This window comes from Microbacterium sp. Cr-K20, from assembly GCF_000708325.1.
Taxonomy (GTDB): Bacteria; Actinomycetota; Actinomycetes; order Actinomycetales; family Microbacteriaceae; genus Microbacterium.
On the sequence record NZ_JARE01000039.1, the window covers coordinates 22,111 to 38,225 of the forward strand.

General features: G+C 69.0%; 17 protein-coding genes. 7 read left to right on the top strand and 10 right to left on the bottom strand.

Annotated features, from left to right (window positions below; genetic code table 11):
- The 3 genes from GZ67_RS0105920 to GZ67_RS0105930 form a co-directional block, all read right to left on the bottom strand.
- Window positions 1-888 (bottom strand): carbohydrate ABC transporter permease, encoded by an 888-nt coding sequence (locus GZ67_RS0105920; RefSeq protein ID WP_029263070.1) that lies wholly within the window; start codon window positions 886-888, stop codon window positions 1-3.
- Entirely contained in the window at window positions 885-1,976 is a 1,092-nt protein-coding gene (locus GZ67_RS0105925) for a carbohydrate ABC transporter permease (protein WP_029263069.1), read from the bottom strand. The genes GZ67_RS0105920 and GZ67_RS0105925 overlap by 4 nt, the downstream gene beginning before the upstream one ends.
- Window positions 1,977-2,097: 121 nt before the next feature.
- Window positions 2,098-3,408 carry an ABC transporter substrate-binding protein gene (locus tag GZ67_RS0105930; RefSeq protein WP_029263068.1) on the bottom strand — a complete coding sequence of 437 codons (1,311 nt, stop codon included), beginning with the start codon at window positions 3,406-3,408 and terminating at the stop codon, window positions 2,098-2,100.
- Between the two features lie 161 nt (window positions 3,409-3,569).
- On the opposite strand from GZ67_RS0105930, the gene GZ67_RS0105935 reads away from it, so the two are divergent.
- From GZ67_RS0105935 to purQ, 3 genes are all read left to right on the top strand, one after another.
- Window positions 3,570-4,103: an adenine phosphoribosyltransferase gene (locus tag GZ67_RS0105935; RefSeq protein ID WP_029263067.1), complete on the top strand. Its 534-nt coding sequence runs from the start codon at window positions 3,570-3,572 to the stop codon at window positions 4,101-4,103.
- Between the two features lie 192 nt (window positions 4,104-4,295).
- Complete coding sequence (gene purS, locus GZ67_RS0105940) at window positions 4,296-4,544, top strand: phosphoribosylformylglycinamidine synthase subunit PurS (RefSeq protein WP_017204254.1); 249 nt, start codon at window positions 4,296-4,298, stop codon at window positions 4,542-4,544.
- Window positions 4,541-5,248, top strand: coding sequence for a phosphoribosylformylglycinamidine synthase subunit PurQ (gene purQ / locus GZ67_RS0105945; protein ID WP_029263066.1), 708 nt, complete (start codon window positions 4,541-4,543; stop codon window positions 5,246-5,248). Before purS ends, purQ begins: the two co-directional genes overlap by 4 nt.
- A 64-nt stretch (window positions 5,249-5,312) precedes the next feature.
- Here the strand turns inward: purQ and GZ67_RS0105950 are convergent, their stop codons facing one another.
- Window positions 5,313-6,560 (bottom strand): hypothetical protein, encoded by a 1,248-nt coding sequence (locus GZ67_RS0105950; protein ID WP_231481707.1) that lies wholly within the window; start codon window positions 6,558-6,560, stop codon window positions 5,313-5,315.
- A 324-nt stretch (window positions 6,561-6,884) separates the two neighbouring features.
- Here GZ67_RS0105950 and GZ67_RS0105955 point away from each other — a divergent pair, with 324 nt between their 5' ends.
- Window positions 6,885-7,781 (top strand): SDR family oxidoreductase, encoded by an 897-nt coding sequence (locus GZ67_RS0105955; RefSeq protein ID WP_029263064.1) that lies wholly within the window; start codon window positions 6,885-6,887, stop codon window positions 7,779-7,781.
- 46 nt (window positions 7,782-7,827) lie between these two features.
- Here the strand turns inward: GZ67_RS0105955 and GZ67_RS0105960 are convergent, their stop codons facing one another.
- A complete protein-coding gene (locus GZ67_RS0105960; protein WP_029263063.1) occupies window positions 7,828-8,256 on the bottom strand; it encodes a DUF1761 domain-containing protein in 429 nt (142 codons plus the stop codon).
- 117 nt (window positions 8,257-8,373) lie between these two features.
- On the opposite strand from GZ67_RS0105960, the gene GZ67_RS0105965 reads away from it, so the two are divergent.
- Both GZ67_RS0105965 and GZ67_RS0105970 read left to right on the top strand, forming a co-directional pair.
- A complete protein-coding gene (locus tag GZ67_RS0105965; RefSeq protein ID WP_029263062.1) occupies window positions 8,374-10,035 on the top strand; it encodes a glycoside hydrolase family 13 protein in 1,662 nt (553 codons plus the stop codon).
- Between the two features lie 94 nt (window positions 10,036-10,129).
- Complete coding sequence (locus GZ67_RS0105970; RefSeq protein WP_029263061.1) at window positions 10,130-11,137, top strand: LacI family DNA-binding transcriptional regulator; 1,008 nt, start codon at window positions 10,130-10,132, stop codon at window positions 11,135-11,137.
- On the opposite strand, the gene GZ67_RS0105975 is transcribed toward GZ67_RS0105970, so the two are convergent.
- A complete protein-coding gene (locus tag GZ67_RS0105975) occupies window positions 11,134-12,780 on the bottom strand; it encodes an FAD-dependent oxidoreductase (protein WP_029273812.1) in 1,647 nt (548 codons plus the stop codon). The two genes, GZ67_RS0105970 and GZ67_RS0105975, sit on opposite strands and share 4 nt — an antisense overlap.
- Window positions 12,781-13,040: 260 nt before the next feature.
- On the opposite strand from GZ67_RS0105975, the gene GZ67_RS0105980 reads away from it, so the two are divergent.
- The gene (locus tag GZ67_RS0105980; RefSeq protein ID WP_029263059.1) at window positions 13,041-13,328 is read left to right on the top strand and encodes a metal-sensitive transcriptional regulator; all 288 of its coding nucleotides are present in this window, start codon (window positions 13,041-13,043) and stop codon (window positions 13,326-13,328) included.
- A gap of 16 nt (window positions 13,329-13,344) precedes the next feature.
- Here GZ67_RS0105980 and GZ67_RS0105985 read toward each other — a convergent pair whose 3' ends face one another.
- The 4 genes from GZ67_RS0105985 to fdxA form a co-directional block, all read right to left on the bottom strand.
- Window positions 13,345-13,974 (bottom strand): superoxide dismutase, encoded by a 630-nt coding sequence (locus GZ67_RS0105985; RefSeq protein WP_029263058.1) that lies wholly within the window; start codon window positions 13,972-13,974, stop codon window positions 13,345-13,347.
- A 22-nt stretch (window positions 13,975-13,996) separates the two neighbouring features.
- Complete coding sequence (locus GZ67_RS0105990) at window positions 13,997-14,506, bottom strand: flavin reductase family protein (protein WP_029263057.1); 510 nt, start codon at window positions 14,504-14,506, stop codon at window positions 13,997-13,999.
- Window positions 14,503-15,861 carry an FAD-dependent oxidoreductase gene (locus GZ67_RS0105995; RefSeq protein WP_029263056.1) on the bottom strand — a complete coding sequence of 453 codons (1,359 nt, stop codon included), beginning with the start codon at window positions 15,859-15,861 and terminating at the stop codon, window positions 14,503-14,505. Before GZ67_RS0105995 ends, GZ67_RS0105990 begins: the two co-directional genes overlap by 4 nt.
- A partial coding sequence (fdxA, locus tag GZ67_RS19665) for a ferredoxin (protein WP_029263055.1) occupies window positions 15,858-16,115 on the bottom strand: 258 nt, incomplete at its 5' end. The genes GZ67_RS0105995 and fdxA, both read right to left, overlap by 4 nt.

A 16,115-nucleotide genomic window follows, 5' to 3' on the forward strand; every position in this document is an offset into this window, starting at 1 on the left:
TCATCCTTTCACCGCGCCCGCCATGATGCCACTGACCAGCTGCCGACCCGCGACCACGAAGAGCACGAGCAGCGGAAGGGTCGCGAGCACCGCACCGGCGAGCACGATCGAGTAGTCGATGTAATAGCCCGACTGCAGCTGGCTGAGCGCCGTCTGCAGGGTCGGGTTCTGCGGGGAGAGCACGATCAGCGGCCACAGGTAGTCGGTCCACGCCGTCATGAAGGTGAAGAGTCCGAGGATGGCCATGGCCGGTCGGGCCGCGGGGAGCCCGACGGTCAGGAACGTGCGGAACTGGTTCGCACCGTCCATGCGGGCGGCTTCGATCAGCTCGTCCGGGATGACGTCGACGAGGTACTGCCGCATGAAGAACACCCCGAACGCGGTGACGAGGGTCGGCACGATGACGGCGCCGATCGAGCCGGTCCACCCGAGCTCCCGCATGAGCATGAACAGCGGGATGATGCCCAGCTGCGTCGGGATCGCCATGGTCGCGATCACGAAGATCATCATCCCGTCGCGGCCCTTGAACTTCAGCTTCGCGAAGGCGTAGCCGGCGAGGGTGGAGAACGTGACGACCGAGATCGTGATGATGCCGGAGATCAGGAACGAGTTGCCCAGCGCGAGCCAGAACGGGATCGCATCGAAGACCTTGGCCGCGTTGGCCAGGAAGTTGCCGCCGGGGATCAGCGGGAGGGTCTCGCCGCGTGTGGCGTTCGTGCCGCTGGCCACCACCACCGACCACCACAGCGGGTAGACGCTGCCGATGATGAACGCGGCGAGGAGCCCGTAGGTCAGGAATCCGGGGCGGCTGCCGATGCCGACGTTGCCCCCGACGGCACGACGCCGGCGGATCTTCTCGGGGACGCTCAGCGCCTGGGTGGCGGTCATCGCGCGTTCTCCTCGGTGGTGGTGGCGATCGTCGTGGACGCGGCAGCCGTGGCGGCGGCCGCGGCAGCTGTGCGTGTGCGCCGGCGCTCGGCGCGGTTCTTCGGGCCGTCGCCGGTGGAGATGCGCCGGGAGATGAGGAAGTTGATCACTCCGATGCCGACGATCAGCAGGAACAGCAGGATGGCGACGGCGGAGGCCTCGCCGAGGTCGCGGCGGAAGAACGCCAGCTCCCAGAGGAAGAGCACCGTGGTCTGGAACTGCCGATCGCTGCCGCCGATGCCGCCCGCCGTCGAGACGTCGAACAGGCGGGGCTCGGCGAAGATCTGCAGGCCGCCGATCGTCGCGGTGATGATCACGAAGATCAGGGTCGGACGGATCGTGGGGATCGTGATCGAGAAGAAGCGGCGGGCGGCCCCTGCACCGTCGAGGGCGGCCGACTCGTACAGGTCGCGCGGCACCGCCTGCATGGCGGCGAGGAGGATCAGGGCGTTGTACCCGGTCCAGCGGAAGTTCACCATCACGGCGATCGCGATGTGCGACAGGGCGGTGTTGTGCTTCCACTCCTGATCGGCGATGCCGATGAGGTTGAGCAGGTTGTTCGCCAGGCCGTCGGCTTCGTTGAAGATGCTCGAGAAGATGATGGCGACCGCGACCGGGGTGACGACGAACGGGATCAGCACGCTCATCCGCCAGAACGTCGGGGCGCGGAGTCCGCGGTCGAGGAGGTAGGCGATCACGAGCGCGACGGACAGCTGCGGGATCGCGGAGAGCAGGAAGATGCTCAGGGTGTTGCCGATCGAGTTCCAGAACATGGCGTCGCCGAGGATCTCGACGAAGTTGCCGACGCCGACGAAGTCGCCCTCACCCTTGAGCAGGTCCCACTCGTGCACGGCCACCCAGACGGTGTAGAGCAGCGGGAACAGGCCGACCAGCCCGAACAGCAGGAAGAACGGCGAGATGTAGAAGTACGGGGAGGCGTTCTGGTCGAACCGCGAGACGCGGTGGCGCCAGGGGCGCTTCGGCGGATTGGTCGGCGCCGAACCGGATGCCGTGCGCTGCTGCTCCGCAGGCGGGGCGGTGAGAGTCATGGGGTGTCCTTTTGAGGTGCAGGGAGACGTTTCGTCTCGCTGCGCTCGCTCAACGACCGGATGAAGACTGGTCGTTGAGCGAGCACGGCGGAGCCGAGCGAGACGAAACGTCCGCTGGGTATCAGTCGACGAGCTCGTTCAGGAGCTTGATCGCCTGGTCCCAGGAACCCTGCGTGTCGGTCTCACCGCGGTCGAGGCTGCTGAGGGCCGGGCCGAACACGTTCTCCTGGATCACCGAGTCATCGGCGCCCTTGAACTGGGCGACGACTCCCTTGGCGCGCTCCGCGAGGATGGCACCGGTCGGAGCATCGTTGAAGAACTCGTTCGGCGTCGCGTCGGCGGCGAGGGTCTCCTGCGCCTTGATCGTCGAGGGGAAGTTACCTGCGGCGGCGGACTGCTTCACCTGCTGCTCGGGCTGCGTCAGCCAGTCGGCGAGCTCAGCGGCCGCCTCCTTGTGCTGCGAGGACTCCGGGATCGACAGGAAGGCGCCACCCCAGTTGGCCGCACCGCCGGGGAACACGTCGGCGAAGTCCCAGCCGGTGGAGGCGTCGCCGCCGCCGGCCTCGACCTGACCCTGCACGACACCGAGCATCCAGCCCGGGCACACGAAGGTCGCGAAGGTGCCGTCGACGAACGACTTGCCGCCGTTCCAGTCCCAAGCCGTCTGTGCAGCCGACTGGCCGCCCTCGGTGGCCGCACCCAGCAGCTCGAAACGCTCCTTGAGTTCGGCGTTGTCCTCGACGTTCAGCTTGCCGTCGGTCGTGTAGTAGCCCTCGTCGAGCTGGTTGACCATGGCGTTCCAGACGAAGCCGGAGTGGTCGTACCAGGCCTTGCCGGTCTTGGCCGTGTAGTCGGCGCCGACCTTGAAGTAGTTCTCCCAGTCGCCGTTGAGCAACTCGGCGACGGACTCGCGGTCGCTCGGCAGGCCGGCAGCCTCGAACGCGGCACCGTTGTAGCAGATGCCGCTCGGGCCGATGTCGGTGCCGTAGCCGATGACGCGGCCTTCGGCATCCGTCGCCTGACCGTACTTCCAGTCGACCCAGTCGGCCTTGCGGTCTTCGATGCCGTAGTCGCGGAGGTCGACGAACGTGTCGGAGACGTCCATGATGGCGCCGAGCCAGCCCTCTTCGATCGCGACGACGTCGCTGAGGCCGGAGCCGGCGGCGATCTTGGTGAAGGCATCGGTGCGGGCGTTGCCACCGGTGTCGATGTTGGTCGCCTCGATCTTCACGTTCGGGTGCGCCTTCTCGTACTCCTTGTAGAGGTCGTCGTAGCCGAAGGTGCCGAACGTGGTGACGGTCAGCGTGACATCCTCGTCGGCACTGCCTTCGGGGGCGCCGTCGGCGTTGCCGGCACAGCCGGCGAGGGCGAGGGCGGAGACGGATGCCACGGCGGCAATCGCGAGGATCCGGTGGCGGGCACGTGTGTTCACGGTTCACTCCTTTGTGGTGGGGGGTCGTGCGGTCTTGCTGCTTTCGGGACGCCGTGGGAGCGCTCCCACGGACTGAGCAGTCACTCTATGGGAGCGCTCCCACGGTGTCAAGCCGTGCCCAACTGTGACGCCCGCTCCAACGGGAGAGGTACCCTTGCTCGGTGCCCGAAGCCGCCCTGTCTCCTGCCCTCGTCCGCGCCGAAACCCTGATCCGCAACGTGCCGGACTATCCGCAGCCGGGCATCATCTTCCGCGACATCACGCCGCTCCTCGCCGACGCCGAGGCCCTGCGGGTCACGACCGAGGCGATCATCGAGCCCTTCGCCGGCCAGTTCGACGTGATCGCCGGCATCGAGGCGCGCGGCTTCATCCTCGCCAGCGCCGCCGCGATCGCCGCGGGTGTCGGCCTCATCCCGATCCGCAAGGCCGGCAAGCTGCCTCGCCCCGCGGCATCCGTCGACTACGCCCTCGAGTACGGCACCGCAACGATCGAGATGCACGACGACCTGCCCGCCGGTTCCCGGGTGCTGCTCATCGACGATGTGCTCGCCACGGGCGGCACGCTCGCCGCCGGACGCGAACTCGTCGAGCGTCTCGGCAGCCACGTCGTCGGCATCTCGGTGCTGTTCGAGATCGACGGCCTCGGCGGTCGCGAGGCCGTCGGCGACCTGCACACCGTCTTCCACTCCGCGTAGGCAGCTCGCCCGCACCCCCATCGCCCCCTCGCCGAGTGCACGGCTTCTCGTCGAGCGCACGGCTTAGTGGCGTGAACAAGCCGTGCACTCGGCAACAAGCCGTGCACTCGGCAGAAGGAGCGGGGGCGGGAGGAGGCGGGGCGGGGACGGTAGACTGGGTGCGCCCCTCCGCCCGCGACTCTTGGAGCCGTCATGCCCACCATCGTCGTCGACGTCATGCCCAAGCCCGAACTGCTCGACCCGCAGGGCAAGGCCGTCTCCGGCGCCTTCGCCCGTCTCGGCGTCGAGGGCTTCACCGACGTCCGCATCGGCAAGCGCTTCGAGCTCACCGTCGAGGGCGAGGTCACCGACGAGGTCCTCGCCGAGGCCCGTCGGATCGCCGACGAGGTGCTCTCCAACTCCGTGATCGAAGACGTCGTCGGTATCGAGGTCGCCGAGTGACCATCCGCATCGGGGTCATCACCTTCCCCGGCTCGCTCGACGACCGCGACGCGCAGCGCGCCGTCCGCATCGCCGGCGCCGAGCCCGTCGCCCTGTGGCACGGCTCGCACGACCTCGAGGGCGTCGACGCACTCGTCCTCCCGGGCGGCTTCAGCTACGGCGACTACCTGCGCGCCGGCGCGATCGCCGCGCTCTCGCCGATCATGTCCGAGGTGAAGGATGCCGCCGCCAAGGGCATGCCCGTGCTCGGCATCTGCAACGGCTTCCAGATGCTCGTCGAGGCGCACCTGCTGCCCGGCGGACTGATCCGCAACAACCACCAGCACTTCGTGCGCCGCGACCAGCGACTCACGGTCGAGAACTCCGACACTGCCTGGACGAACGCGTTCCGCAGCGGCCAGGAGATCGTCATCCCGCTCAAGAACGCCGACGGCGGCTACATCGCCGACGAGCAGACCCTCGACCGCATCGAGGGCGAAGGTCTCGTGGCGTTCCGCTACGCCGGCGTGAACCCGAACGGGTCGCTGCGCGACATCGCCGGTGTCACGAACGAAGCGGGCAACGTGGTCGGCCTCATGCCGCACCCCGAGCACGCAACCGAAGCCGGCTTCGGCCCCGACACCGCAGCCGCCATGCGCAGCGGAGTCGACGGACTCGACTTCTTCACCAGCGCCATCGCCGCCGTCGCCCGCGTCGCCGCGTAACCCGACCCACCCCCTTCGGTTCGAACCAGCCCCTTGCGTCTGCACGCACGGGGGCGGCTCGTCCTCAAGAGGCCGGGTCGACCGGCAGCACGAACGGGTTGTCCTCCGCTGACGCGAGCAGGTACCACGCGGTCGCGCCGGTGTGCAGGCTCGCGTAGTAGAGGTCGCCGAAGCCCGAATCGAGGCCGTCGTTCGAGGTCGCGACGATCCCCTTGCCGTCGCCGTTCGGGGCATCGCGCTGGGCCAGACGGATGCTGTGCAGCAGCTTCTCCGCAGTCTCGGCATCACCCGCACCGGCGCGCAGCCGGAGGGCCAGCGCCAGGTGTCCGCTGCCCTCGAACCACGCCTTCGACACGTCGACCTCGCTGATCGACGGTCCGGTGTAGGGGCCGTCGGTGGCGATCAGGTTCTCCAGGGTCCAATCCAGTGCTGACCCGTAACGCGGGTCGCCGGTGGCGAGCGAACTCCAGGTCTGCGCGTCGAGAGGGATGGGCCGGGTGTTGATCGTCGAGCCGTCGAGGCCGGTGCCGGTGTTCACGTGGCCGTCGGCGCTCTGCATCGCCGCGACGAATCCCGCGGCGACGGCCGCCCGATCCACCCACACCGCATCGCCGGTCAGCTGCGCCAGTTGGGTGAAGAACCCGGCCACGTCGCTGTTGTGCTCCGTGGACTTCCAGGTCAGTGACGTGCCGTCCTCGAGCTGCCCGCCGGTGTAGCCGTGCGGTGCCCGGGCCATGTCGGCCGTGTTGTCCTGAATCCATTGACCGACACGCAGCGCCCCCTCGAGGTACCGCGGGTCTCCGGTCGTGTGCGCGAGCCGCGTGAACGCCATCCCGACCCAGGCCTGGTTGCCGGTGAAGCTTCCTGGACCGGTGATCTCCACTCGCCCCTGCCGGATGCCGTGCGGCTCGTACGATGCGCGGGTGCGTCCGTCACCGATCGGGTCGTTCTGCTGCACGAAGAGGAGGGCGTCGCCGATCGTCCGCGCTCGGCGGATGTCGTCCGGCAGGCCTCGGGCGGTGTAAGCCATGATCACCACGGCGTCGTCATAGACGAACGACGGCGTGAAGTCCCAGCTCGGCGTGGTGAAGAACCCGCCCTCATAGCTGCGCGGCAGGCACCGGCCCGCGCCGTCGCAGAACTGATCCACGCGCGCGTCGAGGAACTCGTAGGCCAGGGCGACCGAGCGCGAAGGGTCGGGCGCGCCGTCCCCCGACGTGGAGCCGTCGGCAGCGGCGAAGGCCCCCGAGACGGCGGGCACGGCGGCCGCGAGAACCGCGGCGACGAGCGCGGCGGTGACCACCGACGGCATCCTTCGACGCGACGAACCGGGCATCGGAACCCCTCTGGCAGGACCACGGTCCGGGTGTGGTCCGTGGGCGGCCGGACGGCCACGATAGGAACATTCGCATAGCGAGGGCCCCCGCAGAAGTGGCGAAGGTCTAGTTCTGCGTCCGGCGGAGACGCCTCGCGACGGCGGCCGCATAGCAACCGGGGCCGAGGTGCGCAAGGCTTTTGCCCCGAGGGGGAGGTCGCCCGCACTCTGGGAGTCCACTCGCCGCCCGGACATGTGCCCGCGTCGCACACGCAGCTCACGGGTGGCGGAGACGATCAGCCGCTGTCGAAAGGACGCATCATGCCCCGCGACCAGTACACCTTCACCAACCCTGCCGAGCTCTACGCGGACATCGAACCCGAGAAGCAGCACATGCCGGAGCCCGGCCTCGACGCCGACCTGGCCCCGAAGGCCGACCTCGGCGAGGAGAGCTACCGCGGCACCGGACGGCTCACCGGCCGCAAGGCGCTGATCACCGGCGGCGACTCGGGCATCGGCGCGGCCACGGCCATCGCGTTCGCGCGGGAGGGCGCCGACGTCGCCCTCTCGTACCTGCCCGAAGAGGAGGAGGATGCGAGCCGCATCGCCGGGATCCTCCGCGAGGCCGGGGTGAAGGTCGCCGCTCTGCCGGGCGACCTCCGCGACCCCGAGTACTGCCGGACACTCGTCGCCGATGCGGTGGCCGCCCTGGGCGGGCTCGACATCCTCGTCAACAACGGCGGGAAGCAGGTCTACCAGGAGTCGCTGATCGACATCACGGACGAGCAGTTCGACGGCACGTTCAAGACCAACGTGTACGCGATGTTCTGGATCACGAAGGCGGCGCTGCCGCACCTCCCCGCCGGTTCGACGATCATCAACACCACGTCGATCCAGGCGTACTCGCCCTCCGGCATCCTCGTCGACTACGCCTCGACCAAGGCGACCATCAACGCGTTCACGAAGGGGCTTGCCGAGCAGCTCGCTCCGAAGGGCATCCGTGTGAACGCAGTGGCCCCCGGCCCGATCTGGACGCCGCTGCAGCCGAGCGACGGTCAGCCGCAGGAGAAGCTGGACAGCTTCGGCGAGGACACCCCGCTCGGCCGGATGGGACAGCCCGCCGAACTCGCCCCGGCATACGTGTTCCTGGCGTCGGCCGAGTCGAGCTATGTCGCCGGCGAGACGCTGAACGTCAACGGCGGCATGCCGACGCCGTGACCGCGCGGGGTCGTCGACGGGCTCCCCGCCGACGCCCCCGTACGACCTAGCCGAGTGCCGGCGGCCAGACGCCGATGATCACGGCCATCACCACGACCGTGACCAGCTCGTGCGCGATGTTCAGCGTGGTCAGCCTCGTCGAGCGGCCCTCGAACGCATCGTGGGTGATGAAACGTGCGGCGGTGAAGCCCGCCCACAGCGTGACCGCCGTGACGATGGTGCCCCAGAAGAACGCGCCGCCGTAGAAGTGCCAGGCGATGGCGGATGCCCCGGCGAGCACCCATGCCGTGATGAAGCTGACGATGACCGTGGTGATGATGGGCCACATCGCCGTGGCCGCCGGACGATCCATGTCGACGTTCGCCAGCTTCGACCAGCGGGTGCCGAACACCTTCGGGGCGTACCAGATCGAGCCGACGATCATGCTCGACGCGGTGGCCAGCAGCACCGCCCAGTAGTTGATCTCGGGAACCATGACAGCCTCCACTCATCGGATGCCGTCAGGCTACTCCTCGCCCGCGCCGACAAGGTCTTCGAACCGATTCGATACCCGCTCTGGCACGACTGTAAGCGTTTGCAGTAGCCTGTTCGTATGGCACAGCTTGAGCAGATCGCAGCCCCCGGTTCCGAGTGGTGGCGCAGCGCCGTCATCTACCAGATCTACCCCCGATCCTTCGCGGACGCCTCCGGCGACGGCATCGGCGACCTCCCGGGCATCACCAGCCGCCTCGACTCGCTGCAGGAACTCGGCGTCGACGCGATCTGGCTCAGCCCCTTCATGACCAGCCCGCAGCGCGATGCCGGCTACGACGTGGCGGACTACCGCGACGTCGACCCCCTGTTCGGTACGCTCGCCGACTTCGACGAGATGCTCACCCAGGCCCATGACCGCGGCATCCGCGTGATCGTCGACCTGGTCCCGAACCACTCGTCCGACCAGCACGTGTGGTTCCAGGAAGCACTCAAGGCGGCACCGGGCAGCCCGGAGCGCGCGCGGTACATCTTCCGCGACGGCAAGGGCGAGAACGGCGAGCTCCCGCCGAACAACTGGGAGTCGGTGTTCGGCGGCGGCATGTGGCAGCGCGTGACCGAGGCCGACGGCACCCCCGGCCAGTGGTACCTGCACATCTTCGACGCCACGCAGCCCGACTTCGACTGGAACAACGAAGAGGTGCAGGAGGAGTTCCGCTCCATCCTCCGCTTCTGGCTCGACCGCGGGGTCGACGGCTTCCGCGTGGACGTCGCCCACGGCATGATCAAGACCGAGGGCCTTCCGGACTACACCCCGCCGAGCGACGCCGACTCCATGGGCGGCGGCGAATCGAACGTGCCGTACTGGGGCCAGGACGGCGTGCACGAGATCTACCGCGACTGGCACAAGGTGCTCGCCGAGTACGACGGCGACCGCGCGCTGTGCGGCGAGGCCTGGATGCCGACGCTCAAGCAGACGGCTCTCTGGGTGCGCCCGGACGAGATGCACCAGACCTTCAACTTCCCGTACCTGATGACGCCGTGGAACGCGAAGGAACTGGGCGACGTCATCCGCGAGTCGCTCGACGAGTTCGGCGGCGTCGGAGCGCCCAGCACCTGGGTGCTCTCGAACCATGATGTCGTGCGACACGCCTCGCGCCTCGCGCTCACGGCTGACAACCCCCAGGGCGAGGGCATCGGACCGAACACCCCGAACAAGCCCGACACCGCGATCGGCCTGGCCCGCGCCCGCGCGGCGACCACCCTCATGCTCGCGCTCCCCGGCTCGGCCTACCTGTACCAGGGCGAAGAGCTCGGGCTCCCCGAGGCGATGGAGATCCCCGACGAGTTCCGTCAGGACCCGACCTGGTTCCGCACCGAGGGCAAGCGCTACGGACGCGACGGATGCCGCGTGCCGCTGCCCTGGGAGGCGGAGGCTCCGGCCTTCGGCTTCAACGAGACCGGACTGTCGTGGCTCCCGCAGCCGACCGAGTGGGCGACGTACGCCCGCGACGTCGAAGAGGTCGACCCAGGCTCGACGCTCGCCCTGTACAAGCGTCTGCTCGCGGCTCGTCGCGAGCACGGCTTCGGCACCGGTTCCCTGATCTGGGAGGATGCCGGCGCTGACACGGTGGCCTTCCGCCGCGGCGACGTGCACGTGGTCGCGAACCTCGGCACCGCGCCGATCGAGCTGCCGGCCGACGCGAGCGTGATGCTGAAGAGCCAGCCGTTCGACGGCTCGTCGATCCCGGTCGACACCGCCGTCTGGTACACCACGGTCTGACCCGCCCCACACCCCGTTCCGGTCGCGGATCCCGTCGCTCGCCACATCGTGAGACAACGGGAGCCGCGACCGGAACGATTTCTCAGAGGAACACATGGCCAGCATCGATGAGGTCGCCCGGCTCGCCGGGGTCTCCACCGCGACCGTCTCGCGCGCGCTCAGCGGCCGCGGCCACGTGTCCGAGTCCGCCAGGGAGCGGGTGCAGGCCGCGGCGCAGTCGCTCGGCTACGTCGTCTCCTCGCGCGCATCGAGCCTCGCATCGGGGCGCACCCGCAACATCGGGGTGGTCGTCCCGTTCCTCGACCGGTGGTTCTTCAGCACGGTGCTGTCGGGCGTCTCGGCCGCGCTGATGCGCGCCGGTTACGACATCACGCTCTACAACATCACCGCCGACAAGGACGTGCGTCGACACGTGTTCGACACGTTCCTGCGTCGGCAGCGTGTGGATGCCGTGATCGCGGTGTCGATCGAACTCGACGCCGACGAGACACAGCATCTGCTCGACCTCGGCCTGCCGGTCATCGCGATCGGCGGCCCGAACCCGAAGCTCGACACCCTCACGGTCGACGACGTGGCGGTCGCCCAGCTCGCTACCGAGCACCTGATCGGCCTCGGCCACACCGACATCGCGCACATCGGCGCCAACCCCGAGTTCGACATCGACTTCCACATCCCCACCAACCGACGCCTCGGGTTCGAGAAGGCCCTGGCGAAGGCCGGGATTCCCCTGAACCACGCCTTCCTCGAGCCGGCGGACTTCACGGTCGAGGGCGGCTATCGCGCGGCGAAGCAGCTGCTCGGACGGCCGGGCCCGCGACCGACCGCGGTGTTCGCGGCATCCGACGAGATGGCGATCGGGGCCCTGCTCGCGGCCCGCGACCTGGGCTTCAGCGTGCCGGATGAACTCTCGATCGTCGGCATCGACGGGCACGAGCTCGGCGAATTCTTCCGCCTGACCACCGTCGACCAGTTCCCGCTCGGGCAGGGCGAGCGGGCCGCGGATGCGGTGCTGGCGAAGCTCACCACCCCGGACGAGGTGCACATCCCGTCGGCCCTGCCGTACGAGCTGAACGTGCGCGGGACGACCGCCCGCCTGGTCTAGTCGCGACCCTGCACAGCATCGCTCCAGGTCCGGTAACCTCCATCGAGGTTGCGCGCGTCGACCCCGCGCTGCCGGAGCAGTCTGGTGGCGATGTGCCCGCGCAGGCCCACCTGGCAGTGGACCACGATCGGACCGCCGGGGAGTTCGCCGAGCCGGTCACGGATCTCATCCAGCGGCATGTTGATCGCACCGGGGATCGCGCCGGCAGCGAACTCCGACGGCGCGCGGACATCGATCAGCGTCGCTCCCGCCCTCCGCGCGGCTTCGAGTTCATGCCATTGGACCGTCGGAGTCGTTCCGGTGCGAGTGTTCTCCGCGACGTAGCCGAGGATGTTCACCGCATCCTTCGCCGAGCCGAACTGCGGCGCGTAGGCGAGTTCGAGATGCGCGAGCTCGGCGGCCGGCATGCCGGCCTGCATGGCGGTCGCCACCACGTCGATGCGTTTGTCGACACCGTCGCGTCCCACGATCTGCACACCGAGGATGGCATCGGAGTCCGGGTCGGCGAGCAGCTTCATCGACAGGGTCTCGGCTCCGGGGTAGTAGCCGGCGTGGGATCCCGAGTGCACGTGCACGACGTAGAACTCGCGTCCCGCCGATCGAAGCTGCCGTTCGCTCCACCCCGTCTTCGCTGCGACGATCCCGAACACCCGGACGATCCCGGTGCCGAGTGCGGGTCGCGCCGACTCCGCGCGCCCCGCGATGAGGTCTGCCACCATTCGCCCGTGCCGGTTCGCGAGACCGGCCATGGTGATCAGTGCCGCGTCCCCGCCGACGAGGTCGAACTTCTCGACTCCGTCTCCCACGGCGTAGACGTCGGGAGCGCTGGTGCGGCAGGAAGCATCGACCCGGATCCCTCCGACCTCGCCGAGCAGAATTCCGGCGTCGGCCGCGAGCGAGGCCTCCGGCACCACCCCGGAGGCGTCGACGACGAGCTCTGCGGGGACGATGGCGCCGTCGCTCAGCGTGACGCTTCCGGAACCGGCTCGAACGACCTCCACGCCGAGACGCACGTCGACGCCGTGCGCACGGATCTCGGCCGCGATGGGGGCGGCCATCTCCGTGTCGAGACGGGCGAGCAGCTGAGGGCCACGCTGCACGAGGGTCACGGATGCGCCCCGCGCGACGAGGTTCTCGACCGCCTCGAGGCCCGTGTATCCGCCGCCGACGACCACGACGGGAACGCCCGCGCGGGAGAGCGCGGCGTCGATCGCATCCGCGTCTTCGACCGTCCGCAGGCTGCGTGTCGGGATGTCCGAGGCGGGCTCGTCCCGCCGGGGCCTCGCCCCGGTGGCGAGGACCAATGCGTCGTAGCGCTGCACGAGGTGGTGTCCCGTCTCGAGATCGACCACCTCGACGAGCTTCTGCGCGGTGTCGATCCGCACGACATCATGCCGCACGCGCACATCGAGTCCGAAACGGCTGCGCAGGGATGCGGGTGTCTGCAGCAGCAGCGATTCGCGATCGGCGATCACACCTCCGACGTAGTAGGGCAGGCCGCAGTTCGCGTACGAGACCTCGGGCCCACGTTCGAAGATCACGATCTGCGCGTGCTCGTCGAGCCGGCGCAGGCGTGCGGCGGCGGACATCCCCCCGGCGACCCCGCCGACGATGACGACGGTACGCGGTTCGGGCGACGTCATCGCTGGAACATCCTCGAGAAGAATCCGCCCTGCGCCGGCTCCTTCGGGTGCCCGGAACACCACTGCGCCGCGGGAACCGTGCGGCGCACGGCGTCGACGTGCTGACCGCACCCCGCCCAGGTCGTCTTGCCACAGGTCTTGCAACGGACTGCTCGACACATCGTTTCTCGACTCCTCACCGATACCCCCGTGGGTATACGAGAGATCACTATACCCCAGGGGGTATAGTGATCAGTTCAGTCGACACTCAGGGAGCGAACATGTCATCCGCAGACGCCGAGACCCAGCGCAAGATCGCCAACCGCCTCAAGCGCGCGCAAGGTCAGCTCGGGGCTGTGATCGCGGCGGTGGAGAACGGAGGTGACTGTCGAGCCGTCGTCACGCAGCTCGCCGCCGTCACCTCGGCGCTCGACAAAGCCGGATTCCAGATCATCGCCTCGGCCATGAAGGACTGCCTGACGGACCCCGGGTCGGAGACGGAGACGGCCACCGACACGGACGGTGTGTCGATGGCCGAACTCGAGAAACTCTTCCTCACTCTCGCGTGAACCGCGCCGTCGCCGGTCAGCCGGCGACGATGAGCCCCTTCGTCGCCGTGCGCGCTGCCTCGAAGCGGCGCTGCACGTCGGGCCAGTTCACGAGGTTCCAGAACGCCTTGACGTAGTCGGCGCGCACGTTGAGGTAGTCGAGGTAGTAGGCGTGCTCCCAGACGTCGAGCTGCAGCAGCGGCGTGACACCGAGGGGTGCGTTGCCCTGCTGGTCGAACAGCTGGAAGATGACGGGGCGAGCGCCCACACTGTCCCAGGCGAGCACGGCCCAGCCCGATCCCTGCACACCCAGCGCCGTCGCGGTGAAGTGCGCGCGGAAGGCGTCGATCGATCCGAACGCTTCGACGAGCGCGGCCTCGAGCTCACCCTCGGGAGCGCCGCCGCCCTCGGGCGAGAGGTTCTGCCAGAACACCGAGTGGTTGATGTGGCCGCCGAGGTTGAACGCGAGGTCCTTCTCGAGCTTGTTGACGTTCGCGAGGTCGCCCGCGCTGCGCGCCGTGGCGAGCTGCTCGAGCGCCGTGTTCGCGCCGGTCACGTAGGCCTGGTGGTGCTTGGAGTGGTGCAGCTCCATGATCTTGCCGGAGATGTGCGGCTCGAGGGCCGAGTAGTCGTAGGGCAGCTCGGGGAGTGTGTAGAGAGTGGACATGGCGTCTTCCTTTCGATGATGGTCAGTGGTGGGGGTCGTGCGGGAGGGCGTGGAAGCGGCGGTCGAGGTAGACGAGCGGACGGCCCTGCGGCCCGGCGAGCACCTCGAGGACCTCGGCGATCACGACCGTCGACGAACCGACGGCCACGGTCTGCAGGGTGCGGCAGCGCAGCGCGGCCCGTGCCGCGGCGAGGTGCGGCTCACCGGTCTCGAGCGCCGACCAGCCCTGCTCAGGCGTGAAGCGCTCGGAGCCGCTGACGGCGAAGCTCTGTGCCAGGTCGGAGTGCTCGTCGTCGATGAGGTGGACGACGAACGTGTCGGCACCGAGGATCGCGCCCGCAGAGCCGGTCGCACGAGTGACCGAGAACACGATCGCCGCGGGGTCGACCGCCACGGAGGCGACACTCGACGCCGTGAGCCCGACCGGACCCTCCGGAGTGGATGCCGTGATGATCGCGACGCCGGCCGGGTGCGTGCGGAACGCGGCCTTGAGCCCTTCGCCGACCGGGGTGGGTACGGGTGTCGCGGTCATCGGACGGCCTCCGTCATCTGCTCCAGTTTCGCGTGCGCGAGCATCTCCGCGCGGTCGACGAGCTTCGTCCGCTCCCGTCCGCGTTCCGCACCGGCACCGCGCTCGGCGGCATCGATGCGCAGCCAGCCGTCCAGGTCGACGGCGTGGTCCACGTGGGCGAGCGGGTCCGCCCCGGATGCCGTCGGCTCGGCGTCGGCGAGGTCGTCGACGAGGTGACGCACGGTCTGCGCGGCATCCGACTTGGTCGAGCCGATGAGCCCGACCGGCCCGCGCTTGATCCAGCCGGTCGCGTACAGCCGCGGGATCGGTGCGCCCGCCGCATCCACGACGCGTCCCTCGGCGTGCGGAACCACTCCGAGATCGGCGTCGAACGGCATCCCGGGAACGGGTGTCGAACGATAGCCCACGGCCCGGTACACGGCTCCGACGTCGTAGCGCAGCAGCTCACCGGTACCGACCATCCGGCCCAGCTCGTCGGATGCGGTGCGCTCCATCTCGATGCCGGTCACGCGATCCGTGCCGAGGAGGCGCACGGGACGCTGTCGCAGGTGCAGGTGGATGCGGCGTGAAGCCGTGCGGCCCGCTGGGTCGAGCGCGGCCCACTCGGTCATGGTGCGCACGATGATGCGGCGCTGGGAGAACTGCGCGACCATCCGCTCGGCGTGCTCGTCCAGGGCGAGCTCATCCGGGTCGACGATCACGTCGACGTCGTCCTGCTCAGCCAGCTCGCGCAGCTCCATCGCCGAGAACCGCACGTCAGCAGGACCGCGCCGGGCGAACAGGTGCACGTCGCGCAGCGGGCTGGCGGCGAGCTGATCGAGCACGGTATCCGGAGTGTCGGTGTGGGTCAGCGCGGAGGCGTGCTTCGCGAGGATGCGCGTCACGTCGAGGGCGACGTTGCCCGCTCCGAGGACGGCGACCGACTCCGCCTCCAGGGGCCAGGTGCGCGGAGCATCCGGATGCCCGTCGTACCAGAACACGAAATCGGCCGCGCCGAAGGAGCCGGGCAGGTGGATGCCGGGAATGTCGAGGCGCACATCCAGGTCGGCTCCCGTCGCCACGATCACCCCGTCGTAGGCCGCGCGGAGGTCTTCGATCTCGACGTCGACGCCGATCTCGACGTTGCACAGCAGCCGGATGCGCGGGTTCACGAGCACGTCGTGCAAGGCGTCGGTGATCTTGCGGATGCGCGGATGATCCGGGGCGACGCCGTAACGGACCAGACCGTAGGGCGCGGGAAGCTTCTCGAACAGGTCGATCGACGCGGTCGGTGCGAGTCCGAGGAGGATGTCGGCGGCGTAGATGCCGGCCGGCCCTGCTCCGACGATGGCGATGCGCGGTTCGGCGACGGTCATGCGTGTTCCCCCTGGGGTGCGAGCGCGGCGATGATCGGGTGGTCGAAGGCGAGCATCCCCGTCTTGGCGGCGCCTCCGGGCGAGCCGATCTCGTCGAAGAACTCGACGTTGGCCTTGTAGTAGTCCTGCCACTCATCGGGCAGGTCGTCTTCGTAGTAGATGGCCTCGACCGGGCACACCGGTTCGCAGGCGCCGCAATCCACGCACTCGTCGGGGTGGATGTACAACGACCGTTCCCCCTCGTAGATGCAGTC